This is a genomic window from Haemophilus sp. THUN1690 (assembly GCF_059704375.1).
Map to the genome: position 1 here is coordinate 460366 of NZ_AP046583.1, position 21441 is coordinate 481806.

Annotated in this window: 20 protein-coding genes; 11 read left to right on the forward strand and 9 right to left on the reverse strand. The window is 41.3% G+C overall.

The window, feature by feature from the left end:
- Positions 1-22 precede the first annotated feature (22 nt).
- Positions 23-3712, reverse strand: a complete 3690-nt coding sequence (gene metH, locus AC6H22_RS08730) for a methionine synthase (RefSeq protein ID WP_497515621.1) — start codon at positions 3710-3712, stop codon at positions 23-25.
- Positions 3713-3945: 233 nt separating this feature from the next.
- On the opposite strand from metH, the gene AC6H22_RS08735 reads away from it, so the two are divergent.
- Genes AC6H22_RS08735 through AC6H22_RS08745 form a run of 3 tightly spaced genes read left to right on the forward strand, consistent with a single transcriptional unit; the run spans position 3946 to position 5679 of the window.
- The gene (locus tag AC6H22_RS08735) at positions 3946-5055 is read left to right on the forward strand and encodes a transglutaminase-like domain-containing protein (protein WP_497515622.1); all 1110 of its coding nucleotides are present in this window, start codon (positions 3946-3948) and stop codon (positions 5053-5055) included.
- Positions 5030-5392, forward strand: a complete 363-nt coding sequence (locus tag AC6H22_RS08740; protein WP_005644437.1) for a mercuric transporter MerT family protein — start codon at positions 5030-5032, stop codon at positions 5390-5392. The genes AC6H22_RS08735 and AC6H22_RS08740 overlap by 26 nt, the downstream gene beginning before the upstream one ends.
- Before the next feature lie 8 nt (positions 5393-5400).
- On the forward strand, positions 5401-5679 hold the full coding sequence (locus AC6H22_RS08745) for a heavy-metal-associated domain-containing protein (RefSeq protein WP_005651690.1): 279 nt from the start codon (positions 5401-5403) through the stop codon (positions 5677-5679).
- A 542-nt stretch (positions 5680-6221) separates the two neighbouring features.
- On the opposite strand, the gene sodC is transcribed toward AC6H22_RS08745, so the two are convergent.
- Positions 6222-6794 carry a superoxide dismutase family protein gene (gene sodC, locus AC6H22_RS08750; protein WP_005626862.1) on the reverse strand — a complete coding sequence of 191 codons (573 nt, stop codon included), beginning with the start codon at positions 6792-6794 and terminating at the stop codon, positions 6222-6224.
- Positions 6795-6881: 87 nt separating this feature from the next.
- Positions 6882-7238 (reverse strand): dihydroneopterin aldolase, encoded by a 357-nt coding sequence (gene folB / locus AC6H22_RS08755; protein WP_005626859.1) that lies wholly within the window; start codon positions 7236-7238, stop codon positions 6882-6884.
- Positions 7239-7320: 82 nt separating this feature from the next.
- On the opposite strand from folB, the gene plsY reads away from it, so the two are divergent.
- From plsY to rpoH, 5 genes are all read left to right on the forward strand, one after another.
- Positions 7321-7920, forward strand: a complete 600-nt coding sequence (gene plsY / locus AC6H22_RS08760; RefSeq protein ID WP_005626856.1) for a glycerol-3-phosphate 1-O-acyltransferase PlsY — start codon at positions 7321-7323, stop codon at positions 7918-7920.
- A 41-nt stretch (positions 7921-7961) separates the two neighbouring features.
- Positions 7962-9665, forward strand: a complete 1704-nt coding sequence (narQ, locus tag AC6H22_RS08765) for a nitrate/nitrite two-component system sensor histidine kinase NarQ (protein WP_046939406.1) — start codon at positions 7962-7964, stop codon at positions 9663-9665.
- Positions 9666-9740: 75 nt separating this feature from the next.
- Complete coding sequence (gene murB, locus AC6H22_RS08770) at positions 9741-10766, forward strand: UDP-N-acetylmuramate dehydrogenase (RefSeq protein WP_046952592.1); 1026 nt, start codon at positions 9741-9743, stop codon at positions 10764-10766.
- Positions 10767-10791: 25 nt separating this feature from the next.
- The gene (locus AC6H22_RS08775; protein ID WP_005626845.1) at positions 10792-11103 is read left to right on the forward strand and encodes a DUF2322 family protein; all 312 of its coding nucleotides are present in this window, start codon (positions 10792-10794) and stop codon (positions 11101-11103) included.
- Positions 11104-11240: 137 nt separating this feature from the next.
- Entirely contained in the window at positions 11241-12086 is an 846-nt protein-coding gene (gene rpoH / locus AC6H22_RS08780; protein WP_005626842.1) for an RNA polymerase sigma factor RpoH, read from the forward strand.
- A 39-nt stretch (positions 12087-12125) separates the two neighbouring features.
- Here rpoH and dusC read toward each other — a convergent pair whose 3' ends face one another.
- From dusC to AC6H22_RS08810, 6 genes are all read right to left on the reverse strand, one after another.
- Positions 12126-13058 (reverse strand): tRNA dihydrouridine(16) synthase DusC, encoded by a 933-nt coding sequence (dusC, locus tag AC6H22_RS08785; protein ID WP_497512831.1) that lies wholly within the window; start codon positions 13056-13058, stop codon positions 12126-12128.
- A complete protein-coding gene (gene djlA, locus AC6H22_RS08790) occupies positions 13058-13924 on the reverse strand; it encodes a co-chaperone DjlA (RefSeq protein WP_005636320.1) in 867 nt (288 codons plus the stop codon). Before djlA ends, dusC begins: the two co-directional genes overlap by 1 nt.
- Before the next feature lie 78 nt (positions 13925-14002).
- Positions 14003-14644, reverse strand: a complete 642-nt coding sequence (pyrE, locus tag AC6H22_RS08795; protein ID WP_005626835.1) for an orotate phosphoribosyltransferase — start codon at positions 14642-14644, stop codon at positions 14003-14005.
- Positions 14645-14668: 24 nt separating this feature from the next.
- Entirely contained in the window at positions 14669-15385 is a 717-nt protein-coding gene (rph, locus tag AC6H22_RS08800) for a ribonuclease PH (protein ID WP_046952594.1), read from the reverse strand.
- Between the two features lie 70 nt (positions 15386-15455).
- The gene (gene dauA / locus AC6H22_RS08805; protein ID WP_497515623.1) at positions 15456-17168 is read right to left on the reverse strand and encodes a C4-dicarboxylic acid transporter DauA; all 1713 of its coding nucleotides are present in this window, start codon (positions 17166-17168) and stop codon (positions 15456-15458) included.
- Positions 17169-17379: 211 nt separating this feature from the next.
- Complete coding sequence (locus AC6H22_RS08810) at positions 17380-18138, reverse strand: helix-turn-helix domain-containing protein (RefSeq protein WP_044233315.1); 759 nt, start codon at positions 18136-18138, stop codon at positions 17380-17382.
- 203 nt (positions 18139-18341) lie between these two features.
- On the opposite strand from AC6H22_RS08810, the gene AC6H22_RS08815 reads away from it, so the two are divergent.
- The 3 genes from AC6H22_RS08815 to AC6H22_RS08825 form a co-directional block, all read left to right on the forward strand.
- A complete protein-coding gene (locus AC6H22_RS08815) occupies positions 18342-18554 on the forward strand; it encodes a helix-turn-helix domain-containing protein (protein ID WP_061723340.1) in 213 nt (70 codons plus the stop codon).
- An 8-nt stretch (positions 18555-18562) separates the two neighbouring features.
- Positions 18563-20539: a transposase domain-containing protein gene (locus AC6H22_RS08820; RefSeq protein WP_497515625.1), complete on the forward strand. Its 1977-nt coding sequence runs from the start codon at positions 18563-18565 to the stop codon at positions 20537-20539.
- Between the two features lie 23 nt (positions 20540-20562).
- Positions 20563-21441 (forward strand): AAA family ATPase (locus tag AC6H22_RS08825; protein WP_497515626.1); only part of this gene is annotated, 879 nt, incomplete at its 3' end.

Here is a 21441-nt window from a genome sequence, read left to right on the forward strand (position 1 = left end):
CCTAAAATTAATTGTAATAAGCTTATTTCATAGCCACACCCAACCATTTCATCATCTCTCTTTCATCCCAACCTTTACGTTTGGCATAATCTTGAGCTTGGTCTTCATCAATGCGACCTAAAGTGAAATAGTCACTTGCAGGGTGGGTGAAGTACCAACCGCAGACGGAAGCGGCTGGCCACATAGCGTAGCTTTCAGTGAGTTTCATGCCGATACGTTGTTCCACTTCTAATAAATCCCAAATCAAGGCTTTTTCGGTATGTTCCGGGCAGCTTGGGTAACCCGGTGCAGGGCGGATGCCGACATAGTTTTCATTGATTAAACCTTGATTGTCGAATTCTTCTTGCGTGTAGCCCCAAATGCGGGTGCGTAGCTCAAAGTGCAAGTATTCCGCCATGGCTTCCGCTAAGCGGTCGCCCACGGCTTGTAGCAGGATAGCATTATAGTCATCGCCCGCTGCTTTATAGCCTTCCACTAATGCCATTTCTTCAATACCCGCACAGACGGCGAACATCCCCATCCAGTCTTTTTTTCCGCTTTCGCGATCCGCAATAAAGTCACTTAGGGCAAAGTTAAACGGACTTTTGCTGTTTTTGCCACGTTCTGTTTGCTGGCGTAAGCCGTAAGCTGTACCAATGGGTTGTGTGTGTTCTTCATCAGAAAATAGCACCACATCGTCGCCCACACGTTCCGCAGGGAATATACCTAAAATACCGCTTGGGTTGAGTTTATGGTTTTGTTCTAACTCATCTAATACCACTTGTGCATCGTTCCATACTTTACGTGCTTCTTCGCCGCCTTCCGGATAATCAAAGGCATCAGGATAGCCGCCCATCAAGCCCCAAATGCGGAAGAATGGCGACCAATCGATGAATTTTCGTAATTCAGCAATCGGCACATTTTTAAATTCTACAATGCCTGTTTGATTTGGTTTTGGCGGCACGTAATCAGCCCATTCACCACTAAAGCCATCAAAGCGGTTTGCACGTGCTTCTTCAATGCTTAGTTGCTTACGAAGTGGTTTACGGTTAGAGAAAGACTGCTGAATTTTCTCGTAATCTTTCTTGAACTGTTCCCACAATGCCGCACGGCTTTCAGGATTCATCAATGTCGCACACACTGTCACCGCACGAGAGGCATTTGAGGTATAAAATACGCCGTGTTCTTTATATTTTGGATAAAGTTTAATGGCCGTATGTTCTTTAGAGGTGGTTGCACCGCCGATCATCACAGGCAGGTTTAAGCCTAAACGGGTCATTTCACCCAAGAAGTATTCCATCTCATCTAAAGAAGGGGTAATCAAACCACTTAATGCAATAATATCCGCTTTTTCATCAATAGCGGTTTGAATGATTTTGTCCGCTGGCACCATCACGCCTAAGTCAATCACTTCAAAGTTATTACATTGCATCACTACGCTCACGATGTTTTTACCGATGTCGTGTACGTCGCCTTTTACGGTCGCAATCACCACTTTACCGTTACTTGAACCTTTTTGTTTGGTTGCATTGATAAACGGCTCTAAATACGCCACGGATTGTTTCATTACGCGCGCAGATTTCACCACTTGTGGGAGGAACATTTTACCGTCACCGAACAAATCGCCGACCACGTCCATGCCTGCCATTAACGGGCCTTCAATCACATCTAATGGACTTGGTAAGGTTTGACGGGCTTCTTCCGTATCTTCCACAATGTAAGTGGTAATCCCTTTCACAAGGGCGTGTTTTAAACGTTCTTCCACTGGCCAAGTGCGCCATTCTGCCACAGAATCGACCGCACTTTCATCGTTGCCTTGATTGCGATATTTTTCTGCAATATCGAGTAGTTTTTCGGTGGCATCAGGGCTGCGGTTTAATACCGCATCTTCCACAATTTCACGTAATTCAGGATCGAGATCGTCATAAATCGCGAGCTGCCCCGCATTCACAATCCCCATATCCATGCCTTGTTTGATAGCATGGTAGAGGAAGACGGCGTGAATCGCTTCACGCATCACATTGTTACCACGGAATGAGAAAGAGACATTCGATACCCCGCCCGAGATTTTCGCATGCGGTAGCGCACGTTTAATACGACCTGTGGCGTTGATAAAATCCACACCGTAGTTGTTGTGTTCTTCAATCCCCGTACCGATCGCAAAAATATTCGGGTCGAAAATAATGTCTTCTGGTGGGAAGCCGACTTGATTCACCAAAATGTCATAAGCTCGGCTACAAATTTCGACTTTGCGATCCTCAGTATCGGCTTGACCCACTTCGTCAAACGCCATGACTACCACAGCTGCACCGTATTTACGCACCAGTTTAGCGTGTTCGATAAAGATGTCTTCGCCTTCTTTTAACGAGATGGAGTTCACAATTGGTTTACCTTGCACCGATTGCAAGCCTGCTTCAATCACTTCCCATTTGGAGGAGTCGATCATCACGGGCACTTTGGCCGCATCGGGTTCCGTCGCCATAATGTTGAGGAAACGGGTCATGCATTTTTTGCCGTCGAGCAAGGCTTCGTCCATGTTCACGTCGATCACTTGCGCGCCGTTTTCCACTTGATCGATAGCAATTTCAATGGCTTCGGCAAATTTATCTTCTTTAATTAAGCGTTTGAATTTTGCCGAACCTGTCACGTTATTACGTTCACCCACGTTCACGAATAGGCTTTCATCATCAATATTGAGTGGCTCTAAGCCCGATAAACGCATGGCGGTTTTAATTTCCGGCAATTTACGTGGCGCAATACCTTGCATTGCATCGGCAAAGGCTTTGATATGCTCTGGCGTGGTACCACAACAACCGCCGACAATGTTCACAAAGCCACTTTCAGCCCATTCTTTAAGGTGTGCCGCCATCTCTTCTGCACCTAAATCGTAGCCACCAAAGGCATTTGGTAAGCCTGCATTTGGATGGACGGAAACATAGGTTTCACTAATTTTAGACAGTTGTTCAACATACTGGCGGAGTTCTTTCGGACCTAACGCACAGTTCAAACCGAACGTCAGTGGTTTAGCGTGACGAAGCGAGTTGTAGAACGCTTCGGTGGTTTGCCCAGAAAGGGTACGGCCGGAAGCATCGGTAATGGTGCCGGAAATCATAATCGGCAATTCCACACCTAATTCTTCAAATACGGTTTCAATGGCGAAAATGGCGGCTTTTGCATTTAACGTGTCGAAAATGGTTTCGATCATGATTAAATCAGCTCCACCTTCAATTAACCCTTTGGTTGCTTCGGCGTAGGCATCCACTAATTCCATAAAGGTCACATTACGAAAACCCGGGTCATTTACATCAGGAGAAATAGAGGCGGTGCGGTTGGTTGGCCCTAATACGCCCGCGACAAAGCGAGGTTTTTCTGGTGTGCTGTATTTATCCGCGGCTAAACGCGCTAGCTTTGCGCCTGCAAAATTCAGTTCGTAGGCAATAGACTGTAAATCATAATCCGCTTGCGCAATGGTGGTAGAACTGAAGGTATTGGTTTCAATAATATCTGCACCCGCTGCTAAATATTTCTCATGAATAGCGGAAATTAGCAGTGGCTGAGTCAATGTCAGTAAATCATTATTACCGCGTAAATCGACCGCACTTTCCTTAAACTTCTCGCCTCTAAAATCAGCTTCTGTCAGTTTATATTTTTGGATCATCGTCCCCATCGCACCGTCTAAAATGAGAATACGATTTTCTAGAGCTTGTTTAAGTTGAGCGGTTTTGTTCACCATAATTATTTTGTTCCGTAAATCTTAATAAATAACTAGGGAATAATAGGTGTAAGGGCTAGGGGTGTCAAATGTTAGAAGGAAAGTGCGGTTGGAAAATAAAATATTTTTTATATAGGAAAAATAAAAAGTTTACGTAAAACGGTTGAATTATTGCTCAAAAATCCGTTAGCATAGTGGCGTATTAGTTTATCTAATATGTTAAGTTTAACTATTATTAACTAGAGGTTCTCTTCATGAAGAAACTTATCGCAGTTGCGGTGCTTTCTGCATGTGGCTCGTTAGCTCATGCAAACACCAATATTCCAAACTACAATACAGACGCCCATCTTTACGAATTCACGCAAACCTACGATTTAGTTGTGCCAAAAGGCTCGCAAGGACAAACCAATTTATGGGTTCCATTGCCATTTAATGGAGAATACCAACAAGTGAAATCGATTCACTTTGAAGGTAATTACATGAATTCCTATGTAACAGAAAACAATAAATACGGAGCGAAAACCTTATTTGCCACTTGGAATAAAGATGCACAAAAGCGTGATTTAAAAGTCACGATGGTCATTGAAACAAAAGACCGTGAACCGATGGTGAAAGGTGCTTTAGAGAATTATACTCCGCCAAAAGATATTCAGTATTCCGTGGATGTACAAGAGTACTTAAAAGCGACTCCACATATTAAAACTGATGGCATAGTGAAAGAATTTGCTGACAAAATCGTAGGTAAAGAAACCAATCCATTGAAGAAAGCAGAACTTATTCACCACTGGATCGTAAAAAATATGGAACGTGATAATTCTGTATTAGGTTGTGGCGACGGCGATGTAGAAAAAATTCTTACTACTGGTGTATTAAAAGGTAAATGTACCGATATTAATTCTGTATTTGTGGCGCTTGCTCGTGCGGCAGGCATCCCAGCCCGTGAAATTTTTGGTATTCGCTTAGGTGTAGCAGATAAAATGGGCAAATATTCCAAAGGTGCTTTCGGTAGTGCGAATGAACAAGGCATCGCAAACGTAAGTGGCGGTCAGCACTGCCGCGCTGAATTCTACCTTGCAGGGTTTGGTTGGGTACCAGTTGATTCCGCAGACGTTGCCAAAATGCGTTTAGCAGAGAAAAAATCTGTTGAAGATAAAGATACACAAGCCGTAGCAAAATATTTGTTTGGTAACTGGGAAGCCAACTGGGTCGGATTTAATCATGCCCGTGATTTCGATTTATATCCACAACCAGAACTAGCTCCAATCAATAACTTCGGCTATCCATATGCTGAAGTGGGGGGCGATCCGTTAAATTCCTTTGATCCAAAAGAATTTAAATATGACTACGTCTCTAAAAAGCTCTAATAAATCCTTTTGGGTTGCCATAGCCACCGCACTTAGTGCCGCGGTGGCATCAACGTTGTGCTGTATTGCGCCATTAATCTATTTAGTATTTGGTGTGTCATCCACTTGGTTGATTGGTTTGGGTGAATATGATTATTTGCGCATTCCCATGCTCATTATTTCATTATGCGCCTTTGCCTATGGATTTTGGCTATTGATGTTTTCCAAAAAAATCATTTGTAGCAAATATATTTCCCGTAAAAAACTCATCGTTTTATATTGGATTGTATTTATTGTGATGATTTTTTTCTTAACCTATCCAACAATTTTGCCTTGGATTTTAGAGTTAGCTAATTAGGAATAAAAATGAAGAAATTATGTACCGCACTTTTGCTTTCGTTGTTTGCAATTTCTTTCGCTCATGCGAATGAAACCAAACAAATTGTACTAAAAGTAAAAGAAATGAATTGCCAGCTTTGCGCTTACTTAGTCAATAAAGAACTGCGTAATATTGATGGCGTTATTTCAACAAAAGCATCCATTAAAGATGGTTTAGTGACGGTTGTGGAAGATCCAAAAGTCACAAACCAGCAATTATTCGATGCGATTCATAAGCTAAAATATACTGCTGAAGTCGTGAATTAAATGCTAAATATCTAGCAAAAAAAGTGCGGTTAATATTGAGAAGTTTTAAAACTCTTTGGAAATTGACCGCACTTTATATCTGAACATTTTAAATTACATTCTACTCAAATATCAACCTATCCAATATTTCTAAACATTACTTTTTTAAAACGTCTCCAATATTACCATCGCTTATTTCTAGCTTCAATTATCAAAACTAGAGTCGCCATTGCAGCAGATCCATTTAGCCAGAAATATGCCATTTTCTTAAAATCAGAAAAAGAATAACTATCAAGTTTTAGAAGTAGTTCAAACAAACTAAATGCTAATGTAAAAAATGTAAAACAAATAATAAATATAATTACCCAAAATATAAGATATTGAAGTAATAGCTTAGTTTTCAATATTCCTCCCGATATATCGGCTCATTATTATCGATATATATTACTTACTTTAGCTATGTTCATCAAACCACTACTAATGGCTAAATATGATGTTGCATTGAGTTTAAACACAAAGTGCGGTCAAACTTGACCGCACTTTTTTATCTTTAAAAAATCGAATTATTTAATCACGCCACATGCCATACGTGGGCCGCCACCGCCAAGTGGAGCTGGATGATCGGAGTGATTATCACCACCAGCATGGATCATAATAGAGTGACCGCGAACATCATCTAAATGTTTAAGACGTGGTGCTAAAACAGGATTAGTTGCAGTGCCATCATGTAATACAGTTAATGCAGGTAAATCACCCAAGTGTGCATCATCTTGCCATGGGTAACCATGTTGTTTTGCACCTTTAGGATCCCAGTGACCACCAGCGCCTAAACCAGCTGTCAATTTACCCTCTTTTTCTTTTGGCTCACAGCTTGGGTTTTCATGGATGTGGAAACCATGTAATCCTTCGCTTAATCCTTGTAAATTAGGAGTAAACACAAGACCATAGTTAGATTCAGTAATAGTCACTGTCCCCACATCTTTGTTACCATTTACTGGATCAAGTTGTTGCACTTTCACTTCAATAGAAGCACCTTTTGGTGCCATATTGTGATCATGATTATGCTCATGTGCTTGCGCCACACCAACTGAACATACCGCACTAACCGCTAGTGCTAATAAGGTTTTCATATTCATTGCAATCTCCTTTATTGCAGTAAAAATTCATGACTATTTTAGTCAATTTCGTTTAAAAAGCCGACAAGTTTTTACGAAAATTTCACATTATTTTACACATCCACGTACAATTAATACGCCAACATTTCGAGCTTGCGCGACAGCTTTCGGTTTACTCAGTTTCATTTTTAATCCTTGAAGTTGATAACGTGACTCAAGCAAATCCGCCACTTCATAAGCTACTCGCTCAATCAACAAGAAAGGTTTACTTTCCACATAATCAATTATCACTTGACTCACTTCAGCATAATTCAAACAATATGCAACATCATCCGTTTCCGCAGCTTGTTTACAATCCCACGCCATTTCCAAATCAAACACAAGCTTTTGCTTAATTTGCTGTTCCCAATCATATACGCCAATTTGAGCAAAAACAGTCAATTCTTCAATAAAAACACGATCCATAAGATTTCCTCTAAAATTATTGTAGGCGTATGCTATCAACTTTGGGTAGAATAACGAATATTTTTTCTTGCTGGAGTACAAAATGAGCCTTTTTGCCCTTTTTTATATGCTTTGTGCCTATCTTTTAGGCTCTATTTCCAGTGCTATTCTAATTTGTCGCATTGCTGGCTTACCGGATCCTCGTCAAAATGGATCAAACAATCCTGGGACGACAAATGTGCTTCGTATCGGTGGCCGTTGGTCTGCTCTCGCTGTACTAATTATTGATATTTTAAAAGGCATGACGCCAGTATGGGTTGGTTACTATTTAGGACTCACACAATTTGAATTAGGCATGGTCGCACTAGGTGCTTGCTTAGGGCACATTTTCCCCATTTTCTTCCACTTCAAAGGCGGTAAAGGCGTCGCAACCGCTTTCGGTGCAATCGCACCAATTTCTTGGGCTGTAGCTGGTTCTACATTAGGCACTTGGGGCTTCGTTTTTCTTATCAGCGGTTATTCTTCATTAAGTGCGGTTATTTCTGCTTTACTTGTGCCTTTTTATGTGTGGTGGTTTAAACCTGAATTTACTTTTCCCGTTGCACTGGTATGTTGCCTATTAATTTATCGTCATCACGATAACGTTCAACGTTTATGGCGCGGTCAAGAAGATAAAGTTTGGGCTAAATTAAAAAAGAAATAAAAAATTCACCGCACTTTTCTAAATTTCCACTGGAGTTTCCTGTGCATACTAAACGTTCAGTTTCCACTCGTATTGCTAAATATTTATTCATCATTCTCATTGTTGCTGGCGTGATTAGCTCGCTAAGTTTGGCAATTATGAGCAGTAATAAATATGATGCAGAAGCCATTAATATTTCAGGTTCTTTGCGGATGCAAAGTTATCGCCTGCTCTATGAAATGCAAGAACAACCAGAAAGCGTGGAAACGAACTTACGTCGTTATCATATAAGCCTTCATTCATCTGCTTTATTGGAAGTTCAAAATCAATTTTTCACACCGAATGTATTAAAACATTCCTATCAAAACATTTTGCAACGTTGGACGAACATGGAAAAATATGCGCGCCAACACGATGTAAAAAACTATAGTAATCAGCTCACTGACTATGTGGCTGATGTTGATTATTTTGTGTTTGAGCTACAACGTTTCAGTGAACAAAAATGGATTTTGGGCGTATCGGTACTTTTTTTCGCGATGTGGTTAATTTTACTCATGGTGTCTTATGTGATTTGGTACACACAGCGGGAAGTCGTAAAACCACTGCACTTAATGACGAAAGCCAGTATGCAAGTGCAAATGCGTCAATTCAATCACATTCCGCTAGATACAACGAAACAAAATGAACTCGGTACATTGGCGCGTATCTTCACACAAATGTCCACGGAGCTTGGGCAGCTTTATTCACGTTTGGAAGAAACGGTAAACGAAAAAACACAAAAGTTACGCCAAACTAACCGCTCGTTGACGACACTTTATCAAAGTTCTCAAATTCTTAATGCCAACACGATCAACGATAAAGTATTAAGCCAAGTGCTCGATCACATTCTGGTCAGCGAAAATTTGAAATATATCAAAGTTGAAGTTATGGGTGCAGAGCATTGGGATATTGCTTTTGGTACTCAAGATTTAGACTGCTCGTTGCAAACTGAGACACTTTCTGTCGATAACGAAGAATTCGGTGCACTCTCTTGGCAAGCAGGATTGCCTTGTCCCGATCCGAGAATGATGCAAAACCTTGCTCAAATGCTTGGGAGAGCCCTTTATTTCCAAAAAAGTTTACGCCAACAAGAACAGCTATTATTGATGGAAGAGCGGTCAATTATCGCGCGAGAATTGCATGACTCATTGGCTCAAGTGCTATCGTTTTTACAGATTCAACTTACATTACTTAAACATAACTTGAAGAAAGAAGGCGATTCATCCAAAGAACAAAGTTTGGTCATTATTCGTGATTTTGAACAGGCTCTTTCGAGTGGATATGCACAATTACGCGAGCTTTTAGCCACTTTCCGTTTAACCATACAAGAAGCTAATTTACAGCTTGCGCTAGAACAAGTGATTGACTCATTGCGTTCACAAACAACGATGCAAATGAACGTTAATTGCCAATTGCCATCACAAAGTTTGAATCCACAACAACTGGTTCATGTGCTACAAATTGTACGCGAAGCCACCACCAATGCGATCAAACATTCTCAAGGCACAGCAATTGAAATTAGCGCCAAAATTAATGCCGAAGGCGAATACGAAATTTTAGTTGAAGATAATGGTATCGGTATTCAAGACCTTGAAGAGCCTGAAGGTCATTATGGGTTAAATATTATGACTGAACGTAGTCGCCAACTTAACGCAGAATTTAACATCATCCGTCGCGAACAAGGCGGTACACAGGTGAAAATCACGCTTCCGCACGCGTTATGTTGATTACGGTGGATATAATTATTCATAGCAGCTGGTATAAAAGATAAATTTTTTATGCCCCCGACAATGGTATTTTAAATGCAAAATTTACAACCTTTTCACACTTTCCATATTCACGCTAATGCTCGTGAAATTATCGAAGCACATAGCATTGAACAACTACAACAAGCATGGACTCATTCAAAAGCGGAAAATTTACCCGCACTTTTTCTAGGTCAAGGCAGTAATATGCTATTTCTGGATGATTTTAATGGTGTGGTGATTTTAAATCGTTTAATGGGTATTACTCATCAACAGGATTCTGATTTTAACTACCTGCATGTAAATGGCGGTGAAAATTGGCATGAATTGGTGGAATGGTCTATTAACAATGGTATTTATGGATTAGAAAATCTGGCTCTGATTCCTGGCTGTGCAGGCTCTGCACCAATTCAAAATATCGGTGCTTATGGCGTTGAATTTAAAGATGTGTGCAATTATGTAGATGTGATTAATTTAAACACAAATGAAACCTTCCGACTCGACACAGAACAATGTGAATTTGGTTATCGTGAAAGTATTTTCAAACATCGTTATCAACAAGGTTATGTGATTACGGCGGTTGGATTAAAGCTCACAAAAAATTGGCAGCCTATTCTAAAATATGGCTCACTTGTAGAGTTCGATCCCAAAACTGTCACCGCTAAACAAATTTTTGATGAAGTCTGTCATATCCGTCAAAGTAAATTACCTAATCCAAATGAATTTGGTAATGCGGGCAGTTTCTTTAAAAACCCGGTTGTCAGTTCGGAACATTTTGAGGAAATCAAAAAACATCACGAAAATCTACCGCACTTTCCACAGGCAGATGGCTCAGTGAAATTAGCGGCGGGCTGGCTGATTGATCAATGCAATCTTAAAGGTTTTCAAATTGGCGGTGCAGCCGTTCATGAAAAACAAGCATTAGTATTAATTAACAAAAGCGGGGCAACAGGACAAGACGTGGTCAAACTCGCCCATCACGTTCGCCAAACTGTTGCAGAAAAATTTGGTGTATATTTACAACCTGAAGTCCGCTTTATTGGTGCAACTGGCGAAGTAAATAGCGAGCAAACTATCGCATAATTTATATAGATTAAGGAAATAAACCATGAGCTTTAAAGAAATTTTAGAAACCTTACCCACAATCGATCATTTAACCGGTTTAAATGTGATGGATGGTGAAACGATTATCCACAACATTCCAGCCATACCAGGTAAATTAGGTTCGCTTCGCCTTTATAATGCGTTGGCTGAAAAATTTAACGGGAAATTAAACCGCACTTCCGCACAACAAGGTGTTGAATGGTTTGCAGAACACGTCGAAGATGCAAAAGTGAATCCAGGCAAGCATCCGAACATTGATTTACTATTTAAGGTGATTGATGAAAATCTTAATTTAACCCTGATTCCACTTTGCTAATTAATCAGAATTATTTAGAATAATTGAACTTTTGATTGATAAAACCTGTCTTATTAACAAATTGGTTCAATAAGATAGCTTATTGTGCTATAACTAGGCTCACTGATTGGCAAAAGCCAAAATAAAGAAGGGAAACGATGGATAAAGAAACACAAATGATGTTAGTTCCTCAAGGCAGTATCGAAGGTTATATTCGTGCGGCAAATGAATATCCGATGCTGACCGCAGAGGAAGAAAAGGAATTGGCAGAACGTTTGTATTATCACGAGGATTTAGATGCAGCGAAAAAACTCATTTTGTCGCATCTTCGTTTCGTGATCCATGTTGCACGTGGCTATTCTGGCTATGGTTTGCCTCAAGCTGATTTAATCCAAGAAGGCAATATCGGCTTAATGAAAGCCGTTAAACGTTTTAACCCTGAAGTTGGTGTACGTTTGGTGTCATTCGCTGTGCATTGGATTAAAGCGGAAATCCACGAATATGTTCTTCGTAACTGGCGTATCGTAAAAGTCGCAACTACGAAAGCTCAACGTAAATTATTTTTCAACCTACGCAAAACTAAACAACGTTTAGGCTGGTTCAATGAAAATGAAGTTGATATCGTGGCAAATGAATTGGGTGTTTCCAAAGAAGATGTTATCGAAATGGAATCGCGTATGAGCGGTGCGGATGTAGGTTTTGATTTACCCACTGATGATGCAGAAACAGAGACCTATTCTCCAGCCCTTTATTTGGAAGATAAAAGTTCTAATTTCGCAGCAGAGCTGGAAAATGAAAACTTTGAAAGCCAAGCAACCGAGCAATTAGGTGCAGCGCTACAAAGTCTAGATGCGCGTAGTCAGGATATTATCAAAGCTCGTTGGTTAGATGATAACAAAGCCACATTACACGACTTAGCTGCAAAGTATAATGTCTCTGCGGAACGTATCCGTCAATTAGAAACCAATGCACTGAAAAAATTAAAAAGTGCGGTGAGTTTTTAAATAATTTAGAAAAAGAAAACCTGCTGATTAGCAGGTTTTTTATTTATCATTTAAACGTAATTTCAAATCTTCAGCAGTTTGGCAAGTCTTAATCTTATCAAACACTTGGTTCGCTTCATCATATTCCTTATTCAAATAACGTAACCACTGTTTAATTCGTGCCACATGATAAAAACCGCTGTCATATTCATTTTCGACATTAGCATATTTTTGCAAGATTTTTTGAATCTCACACCAAGGCATTTTTTCTGCATTTGATTTCAAAACATGGCTTAAATTCGGAATATTCAACGCACCTCGTCCCACCATTAAATCCTGACAACCTGTTTGAGATAAGCAATCTTGCCCATCTTGCCAATGCCAAATTTCTCCGTTAGCAATAACAGGAATGGATAAACGCTCTCGTACTTCGCCAATTTTTTTCCAATTAATTCGATCAGCGCGATAACCATCAGATTTTGTGCGTCCATGAACTGTAATTTCGGTTGCACCACCCTGCTCTACCGCATCAGCGATTTCAAAAGCTTGAGAAATATCATCCCAGCCTAACCGCACTTTTACACTAACGGGGAATTCACTTGGCACAGCTCTGCGTAAGGCTTGAGTGGCACGATAAATCAATTCAGGCTGTTTCAATAATGCCGCACCACCATTGCTGCCATTCACTGTTTTAGAAGGGCAACCACAATTTAAATCAACACCATGAGAGCCAAGCTCGATCGCACGAATCGCATTTTCAGCAAGGCATTCTGGATGCTGCCCAAGCAACTGTACTCGCACAGGCGTGCCAGAAGAAGTAAAGCCCTGATTTTTTAATTCAGGGCATAAACGATAAAATACTTTTTCAGGGAGAAGTTGATCAACTACGCGAACAAATTCTGTTATACATAAATCGTAGTCATTCACTTCGGTGAGAAGTTGGCGTACAAAGGGATCTAGAACCCCTTGCATAGGCGCAAGAATAACACGCACTATTTCCAGCCTTTTGCTTTACAAATTAAATCGTAAGCGGCTTGAATCTGTTGAGTTTTTTCTTTTGCCATTTCCATCATTTCTGGCGGTAAACCTTTCGCCACGAGTTTATCTGGATGGTGTTCATTCATTAAACGACGATAAGCTCGCTTAACCGTGTTTTGCTCGTCGGACTCAGTCACACCCAATACTTTATAGGCATCATTTAAAGTTGGGCCTGAAGCATGTTGGTAACCACCACTATTTTGTTGCTGATATTGGTAGCCACCTTGATAGGCACCTTGTTGATATTGCTGATAAAAACCACCTTGAGTAAAAGCTCTAGCAGCCATTTCCATCGCAATCATTTGTTCAAATTGCATACGAGAAAGACCAAGTTCTTCAGCAATTACATAAAGCACTTCTTTCTCATTTTCGTGAAGTTCTGAATCGGCAAAAGCCGCTTGAACTTGCACTTGTAAGAACATTCGCAATAAATCAGCACGTTGCCCACAACCAATGCGAAATTCACGGATAACTTGGCGAATCGGGAAATCAGATTCTTTACCTCGACGAAACGCATCTTGAGCTAATTTACGCCCCGCATCATCCAGTTTAAGCTGAATCATTAATTGGTTAGCTAATTGAATATCTTCTTCTGTTACACGCCCTTTCGATTTGCTTAAATGTCCTAGCACCGCAAAGGTAGTTTGCATAAACAAGTCTTGACGCGTCGTTTTCTTTTTAAAGAAACTAGAACTTACCGAGCCAAGCTCATACAATTTTTTATCTGCAATAGAACCTAAAATGAGCCCAGCAATCGCACCAAAAAATCCACCAACTTTCCAACCTAAAAATACGCCTATAATTTTTCCAATAAATCCCATTCTTTCCCCTGTTAAGTCAAAGTGCGGTTATTTTTATAATGTTATTTATAATGATGACAAAAATTTATTTCTCAAGTTTTATACGCCAAATTCGGCACGATAAGCACGCATTTCTGGCAAATGGCTACTGTATCGAGGATCTTGTTCAATAAATTGCATCAAGTCATCTAAATCAATGATTGATAGCACTTGGCATTGATAATCACGTTCTACTTCTTGAATTGCAGAAAGCTTGCCTTTTCCTCGTTCTTTACGGTTTAAGGCGATTAATACCGCCGCAAGCTCTGCCTTATTTGCACTGATTAATTCCATAGATTCACGGATCGCAGTGCCAGCCGTAATCACGTCATCCACAAGCAAAATTTTTCCTTGCAATGGGCTACCAATTAAATTGCCGCCCTCTCCGTGATCTTTCACTTCTTTGCGATTAAAACACACGGGTTTATCAATACCATAACGATTAAATAACGCCACCGAAACTGAAGTGCCAATTGGAATACCTTTGTAAGCGGGGCCAAAAACTACATCAAAATCTACCGCACTTGCCTGAATTGCTGCAGCATAGAACTCGCCTAAACGCGCTAAATCTGCCCCCGTATTGAACAAACCTGCATTGAAGAAATACGGACTTTTACGCCCCGATTTCAAAGTAAACTCTCCGAATTTCAATACATTTCGGCTTAAAGCAAATTCGATAAAATCACGTTTATATTGTTCCATTTTTTTAATCCCTATAAACTGTGTTTATAAGCCTAGCGCTTCGCGTTGAGCGACAAAAATTTGATTACAACCTTGCTTCGCTAAATCTAATAATGTTAATAATTCTTCATGGCTAAATGGCTCGCCTTCTGCGGTGCCTTGCACCTCAATCATTCGACCATCTTCCATCATCACAACATTCATATCGGTTTCCGCTGCAGAATCTTCCACATATTCCAAATCACAAACGGCTTGTCCATCAACAATTCCTACAGAAATTGCCGAAACCAAACCTTTAATTGGGTTATTTTTTAACGTGCCATTCTCAATTAAACCATTGATCGCATCACATAATGCGACAGCAGCACCAGTAATGGATGCAGTACGTGTGCCGCCATCCGCTTGAATAACATCGCAATCTAAAGTAATCGCACGTTCACCAAGTGCTTTAAGATCCACCATCGCGCGCAAAGAGCGGGCAATTAAGCGTTGAATTTCCATTGTGCGTCCGCCTTGTTTACCTTTAGCCGCCTCACGTTGCATACGACTATGTGTTGAGCGTGGCAACATTCCATATTCAGCCGTGACCCAGCCTTGCCCTTGTCCTTTTAAGAAACGTGGTACAGCATCTTCCACTGTTGCAGTACAAAGCACTTTGGTATCACCAAATTCAACAAGCACAGAACCTTCAGCGTGCTTAGTGTAATTACGGGTAATTTTAATTTGGCGGGGTTGATTATTTTCTCGATTATTTGGACGCATAATTATTCCTTGATATGGTTTAGAACGATGTAATAAAAAAGCGCACTATTCTAGCACGCTTTAGTTTTCATTATTGGGTAGTTTTTTCAAAGTCACGAATTTTATGGAAAGTTTCGTTTAAATCTGCCGCAAAATTAATTTTTTGAATATCTGGCGAAGAATTAGATTTAACTAACATTCTCAACGGCTGGAATTGCATATTACACAAGTAAAGTTGTTGATGGGGCAACATGTGTTGAACAAATCGAGTAAGCGCATGTATTCCACCAGCATCAAGCACTGTCACTGCATCACATTGCAGCACAATATGTCGGATTTCATGATCGGTATGAACCGTTCTATCATGCAAATCCGCAAATAATTTATCCGCAGCAGCAAAGAAAAGTGGACCACTAATTCGGTAAACCAACACATCATCTAAATCTTCAGGCGCATTGTGTTCAATGGCTTTTGTCATCTCAGCAATGGTTCGAATAAACAAGAGACTTGCAAGCAACACCCCAACACTAATCGCAATCACCATATCAAACAATACGGTCAAAATAAGACAAGTCAGCAACACTGCCATTTCATTTTTGCCTGAACGGCGAGCAAGATGAATAATATCGTGCACACTTGCCATATTCCACGCCACCACTAACAACAAAGCAGCCATCGATGACAAAGGCAAATAAGAAAGGGCTTGCGAAAACAAAAGTAAAGCGAATAAAACAAGTATTGCGTGCACAACACTTGATATTGGCGATACCGCCCCTGATTTCACATTAGCCGCAGAACGAGCAATCGCAGCTGTTGCCGTGATTCCTCCAAAAAACGGAGAAATGATATTCCCCAAGCCTTGTGCTAATAACTCGTTATTAGAGTGATGTTTAGTATCTGTCATATTATCTAAAATCACTGCGCAAAGAAGTGATTCAATTGCGCCCAATACTGCCATTGAAAAAGCAGCAGGTAACAAAGCTTGTAAGCTATTAAAATCCCAATGAATTAATTGACCTTGCGCATCAGGAATATTCCACGGCAGAGAAAAATCTGGCAATACATTAGGAATCCCATGACCAATGGAACCATCAGGCAAAGTATATTGGAATGCAGATCCAATCGTCGCCACCTCAAAATCAAAATGCTGTAATGCTAGAGCTAAAATTGTACCAATAATCACGGCAGGTAGATGCCCTGGCACTGCCAAACGCAATTTATGCCATTGAGTCAGGACTAATAGTGTTACCACACCAACTGCTGCATTCGCCCAATTTATAGTAGGAAGTGCGGTAAAAATTGTTTGGATTTTTTCAAGATAATGCGCCGGCATTTTTTCTATGGAAAGCCCCAAAAAATCCTTAATCTGCAAAGTACCAATAGTAATGCCAATCCCGCAAGTAAAGCCTAGGGTCACAGGCAAGGGAATATATTCAATTAAACGTCCTAGACGAAATAACGCCATCAAAACCAAAATGAGCCCAGAAAGCAACGTTGCCATCAAAAGACCACTTAGCCCAAATTGTTGAGTAACAGGGTACAGAATCACAACAAAAGCTGCTGTAGGCCCAGATATATTAAAGCGAGAACCACCTGTCAGCGCAATAACGATACCCGCAATAATTGCCGTGTAAAGACCATGTTGTGGTGGCACACCACTCGCAATAGCCAAAGCCATGGAAAGCGGAATTGCAATCACACCAACGGTTAACCCTGAAATAATGTCGCGAATCAGCGATTTTTTCGAATAGCCTAAACGGAAAGAATCTTTCAGCGCGCTAAAGGGTTTTACGGCTGTAACCAACCACTTAAAATGAGAAACAAAGAAACAAATAGGGATTGGGCGGAAATTTTCGGGAATAAGTGGGATGGATATAGATAAAACGGGGCTTGGCGGTGTGCCAGCCCCTTTTTTATTAGAAGAAAAAAAGAAATAATGAAATGGGAAAAAATTTCCAAAACTTACCGCTTTAACCGCTAAATTTGGGAAACGTTAAAGCGGGTTTAAATGGTGTTTAAATCATATTTTTGCCGAGGTGGACGAGTTGTCCTATAACTTGAAGATTTTCGGCTTCATCCTTTGAAAGTATGATTGGGGGATATTCTTCTCTATTGTCTGAAATCAGCTCCACTCCGTCCCAGCGAATTTTTACGCGTTTCACCCACACGCTTGAACCGTTTTGCACTAAATAGATTTTATCGCCTTTGATTTCCTTTCTTTTTAAATCCACCAACATCTGATCGCCGTCATCAATGGTTGGGCGCATTGAAATGCCGTCTGCCCAAAACACGGCCGCGTATTTCGGATTTACGCCCAGTTTTCGCAGTAATGCCGCAGAATAAGGCGTTTGCTCGTCTGGCTTGGTTACGCCCTCATTAAAGCTGCCGAAGCCTGCTGAAACGTTGATAGAAGAATAGCTATCAATCATGATCACGTTTTCATTAGATATATCTACCTTAGTTTCATTGCTAGAGCCACTACCAGTAATGCTACCAATTATCCCACCAATAACAGTACCTGGCACTCCCGCAAACTTAGCCCCTACTGCGGCTCCAATTGATGAAGCAACGGAAGGTATAAAACCTAGTGATTTTTGAACTTCCTTGGGTAACGATGAATAGTGATATTCAACCGCGCCACCTTGTACGCCGTCCTTTTCTCTTTTTATCCAGTTTTGTGTTCTAGCCCTCTTGTTTATTCCCTGAGGCGAATTTGGTAGTCCTTCCAAGTCTTTTAGTTCATTTGCTGAAAACCACTCTTTGGAGTTTCTCATAAATCTACCTTTCAGAAACTTTAGTTTCTGCCTAGTTTCTAAAGTATAACCCATTGATTATTAAAGCACTTTAAAAGCGACTCTAAAAAATATCAATTATTTTCCAGAAACCGCTTGAGTTTCTGAAAACTTAGATGTATAGTTTCCATAGTTTCTAAAGAGTAACACCTAAGATTTAATCTAAAGAGTAAGGATAGCACATTATGAAAAAGAGTAAAAAAAATATGCACCGCGCATACATCATCGCAATGATACAAGAGAAAGGGAAAACCTTGTCTCAACTATCCATTGAAGCTGGCTTACACCCTAGAACTTTAGGCAATGCGCTTGATCGCAAATATCCAAAAGGTGAACGAATTATTGCAGATTTTATCGGTATGAAACCTGAGGAAATATGGCCCGCTCGTTACGAGTAGGAGGATATATGGAAATGTGGATTTCAGCTCAACAGCTCGCAGTTTTAGAAACTATGCCTAGTTCCCCACAAGGGGTAAACAAGAAAGCAAGAGCAGGAAACTGGGAAAAAAGACAGGTTCAAGGCATTCGCGGTGTCGGTTACGAATACGCCTTCTCCTCTCTCCCACAAGCAACCCAAGCAGAGCTTTTATTAAAACAAAGTGCGGTGGAAATCGACAACGTTTCAGAAACACCCCGCGCGAGAAAAGAACTCAACTATTTGCCCGAAGTGATTTGGAAACCTTATGAAAAGGCGACTGATAAACAAAAGGAACACGCCAAAGCGAAACTCGTGCCACTACATAAATTAGACGATTTAGTGAGAAACGGCTTGGAATTGATGACTGCTTTGGATGCTGTCGCGGAAGAATGCGACATTGCGAAAGGATCGCTCAAACGTTGGTATTACCAAGTGCGGTCGTTTGAACGACCAGATTGGTTACCGTTATTGATTGCTAAACACAATAACAAGAAATCTGGTAAGGAAGCGGCATTTACGGAAGAAGCCTGGGAAGCCTTTAAAGCAGATTATTTCCGTAACGAACAACCGCAATTTGGTAGTTGCTACGAACGTTTAAAACGCGCTGCGAGGGAAAACGGCTGGAACATCCCATCGGCAAGTAGCATAAAACGCAAAATTGAGCGTGAAGTACCGAAATTGGTACAAGTGCAATTACGCGAAGGTGATCATGCTGTGATGCAGTATTACCCATCCATGCGCCGCACCGTGGCGGAAATTGAAGCCCTTGAATGGATCAACGGCGACGGCTACCAACACAACGTGTTCGTGCGTTGGCATAACGGTGAGATTGTCCGCCCTAAAACCTGGATTTGGCAAGACATTCGCACTCGTAAAATCTTGGCTTACCGTGTGGATTTGAGCGAAAACAGCGACACCATCCGCCTAAGTTTGATGGATTTGATTTGGAAATACGGCATCCCGAAAAAATGCACCATTGATAACACCCGCGCGGCGGCAAATAAATGGATGACTGGGGGCGTTAAAAACCGCTACCGCTTCAAAGTGAAAGAAGATGATGTGACTGGGATTATTCCGATGCTTGGCATCGAATTGTTGTGGACATCGGTGCAATTTGGCAAAGGTCACGGGCAAGCGAAACCAATCGAACGTGCGTTTTCACACGGTGGTTTAGGCGAATTGGTCGATAAACACCCAAGTCTTGCAGGTTTTTACGCAGGCGAGAACGTTTATAACAAGCCCGATAACTACAACGGCGGGAAAGATGGCGTGGATTACGGCACATTTATTTTAGCCATAGAAGATGGCATCCGCACTTTCAATGAACGCGAAGGCAGACAAACCGAAATTTGCCAAGGCATTTACAGTTTCAGCCAAGTATTTGAGCGCGATTATGCCAAGGCGCAAATTCGCAAGGCAAGTGCAGAACAAATGCGGTTTTTAATGTTGATGAGCGAAGCCGTTACATTGAGAAAAGATGGCACATTTGAGTTAGAAGCAGGCGGCAAGGTCAATAATCGCAAAAACCGCTATTTAGCGAGCGAGCTGATTGCCACCGCACACCGCAAGGTGGTGGTGAAATTCGACCCGCAAGACTTGCACAACAAAGTGTGGGTTTATGGTTTGGATGGCGTGTTCTTAGCCGAAGCGAAATGTACAGATGCGGTGGCATTTGGTGATAAAGCGAAAGGCCGCGAACACGATAAAGCACGCAAACAAATGGTGAAAGCGGTGAAAGCGGTAGCGAAAGCCACACTCACGATGAATGCACAAGAAGCAGCGCGTTATCAGCCTCAATTCGAGGAAGAAGTACCGCTAGAACCGAAAATCATCGAGCTATTCCGACAAGAAGGTAACGCAGTGCGCAAACACGAAGCGGTATTAGATGACGATGAAGATACCAACGATTTTGAACAAGGCTGGCAAAAAGGGCTGGCAATGTTGAAAAAGGAAAAGGGGCTTTAAGCCGTATTTAAGGAGCGTTAAACATGACTTTAATTAACCAAATCAAACAACTCTTAGACAACCAAACCTACACCCAGCGCGAGATTGCCGCACAATCAGGCGTGAATCCTGGGGCATTAAGTGCGTATTTAAAAGGCACTTATGCTGGCAATGTAGAAAAAGTTGAATACGCATTAAACAACTGGCTTGCCACGCGTGAGAAGAAAGAAAAAGTGTTTGTGGAAGCACCGCACTTTATTGAGATTCCGACCGCCAAGAAAGTTTTTTCAGCCTTAGATATGGCCAAAATTTTACCAACCATGGTGACTGTTTACGGCGCAAGCGGTGTGGGCAAAACCAAAGCATGCCAAGAATACAAAAAAGTGAACCAAAACGTGTGGATGATAACCGCAAGCCCAGCGCGCGCCACATTAAGCAGTATTTTGTATGAGCTGGCTCTTGAGCTAGGCATCAACGATGCGCCACGCCGTAAAGACCGCTTATCACGCCTAATTACTAAAAAGCTCAAAGGCACACAAGGCTTAGTGATTATCGACGAAAGCGACCACCTGCCTTATGACGCACTCGAAGAAATCCGCATTATTCAAGAAGAAGCAGAAGTGGGCTTTGCGCTCATTGGTAACGATAAAGTGTACACCCGCATCCAAGGCGGCGTAAACCAGGCGCATGAGTATGCCCGTTTATGGTCACGCATTGGTAACAACTGTGGCTTAAAAGCCAGTACAAAAGGCGACATTAAAGCGATTGCACAAGCATGGGGCTTGGATATTGCCGACAAAGATTTAATGACCGTCCTTTATGACATCGGCGGCAAGGCGGGTGGCTTACGCGCTTTAACGCAATATTTACGCCTAGCCGGCATGACGGCGAAAGGACAAGGCACTGTCATCACACTAGATCTC

Bases quoted from the DNA above. Each gene is read 5' to 3' on its own strand.
- metH (WP_497515621.1), bottom strand. From the start codon at position 3,712: ATGGTGAACAAAACCGCTCAACTTAAACAAGCTCTAGAAAATCGTATT.
- AC6H22_RS08735 (WP_497515622.1), top strand. From the start codon at position 3,946: ATGAAGAAACTTATCGCAGTTGCGGTGCTTTCTGCATGTGGCTCGTTA.
- AC6H22_RS08740 (WP_005644437.1), top strand. From the start codon at position 5,030: ATGACTACGTCTCTAAAAAGCTCTAATAAATCCTTTTGGGTTGCCATA.
- AC6H22_RS08745 (WP_005651690.1), top strand. From the start codon at position 5,401: ATGAAGAAATTATGTACCGCACTTTTGCTTTCGTTGTTTGCAATTTCT.
- sodC (WP_005626862.1), bottom strand. From the start codon at position 6,794: ATGAATATGAAAACCTTATTAGCACTAGCGGTTAGTGCGGTATGTTCA.
- folB (WP_005626859.1), bottom strand. From the start codon at position 7,238: ATGGATCGTGTTTTTATTGAAGAATTGACTGTTTTTGCTCAAATTGGC.
- plsY (WP_005626856.1), top strand. From the start codon at position 7,321: ATGAGCCTTTTTGCCCTTTTTTATATGCTTTGTGCCTATCTTTTAGGC.
- murB (WP_046952592.1), top strand. From the start codon at position 9,741: ATGCAAAATTTACAACCTTTTCACACTTTCCATATTCACGCTAATGCT.
- AC6H22_RS08775 (WP_005626845.1), top strand. From the start codon at position 10,792: ATGAGCTTTAAAGAAATTTTAGAAACCTTACCCACAATCGATCATTTA.
- rpoH (WP_005626842.1), top strand. From the start codon at position 11,241: ATGGATAAAGAAACACAAATGATGTTAGTTCCTCAAGGCAGTATCGAA.
- djlA (WP_005636320.1), bottom strand. From the start codon at position 13,924: ATGGGATTTATTGGAAAAATTATAGGCGTATTTTTAGGTTGGAAAGTT.
- pyrE (WP_005626835.1), bottom strand. From the start codon at position 14,644: ATGGAACAATATAAACGTGATTTTATCGAATTTGCTTTAAGCCGAAAT.
- rph (WP_046952594.1), bottom strand. From the start codon at position 15,385: ATGCGTCCAAATAATCGAGAAAATAATCAACCCCGCCAAATTAAAATT.
- AC6H22_RS08810 (WP_044233315.1), bottom strand. From the start codon at position 18,138: ATGAGAAACTCCAAAGAGTGGTTTTCAGCAAATGAACTAAAAGACTTG.
- AC6H22_RS08815 (WP_061723340.1), top strand. From the start codon at position 18,342: ATGAAAAAGAGTAAAAAAAATATGCACCGCGCATACATCATCGCAATG.
- AC6H22_RS08820 (WP_497515625.1), top strand. From the start codon at position 18,563: ATGGAAATGTGGATTTCAGCTCAACAGCTCGCAGTTTTAGAAACTATG.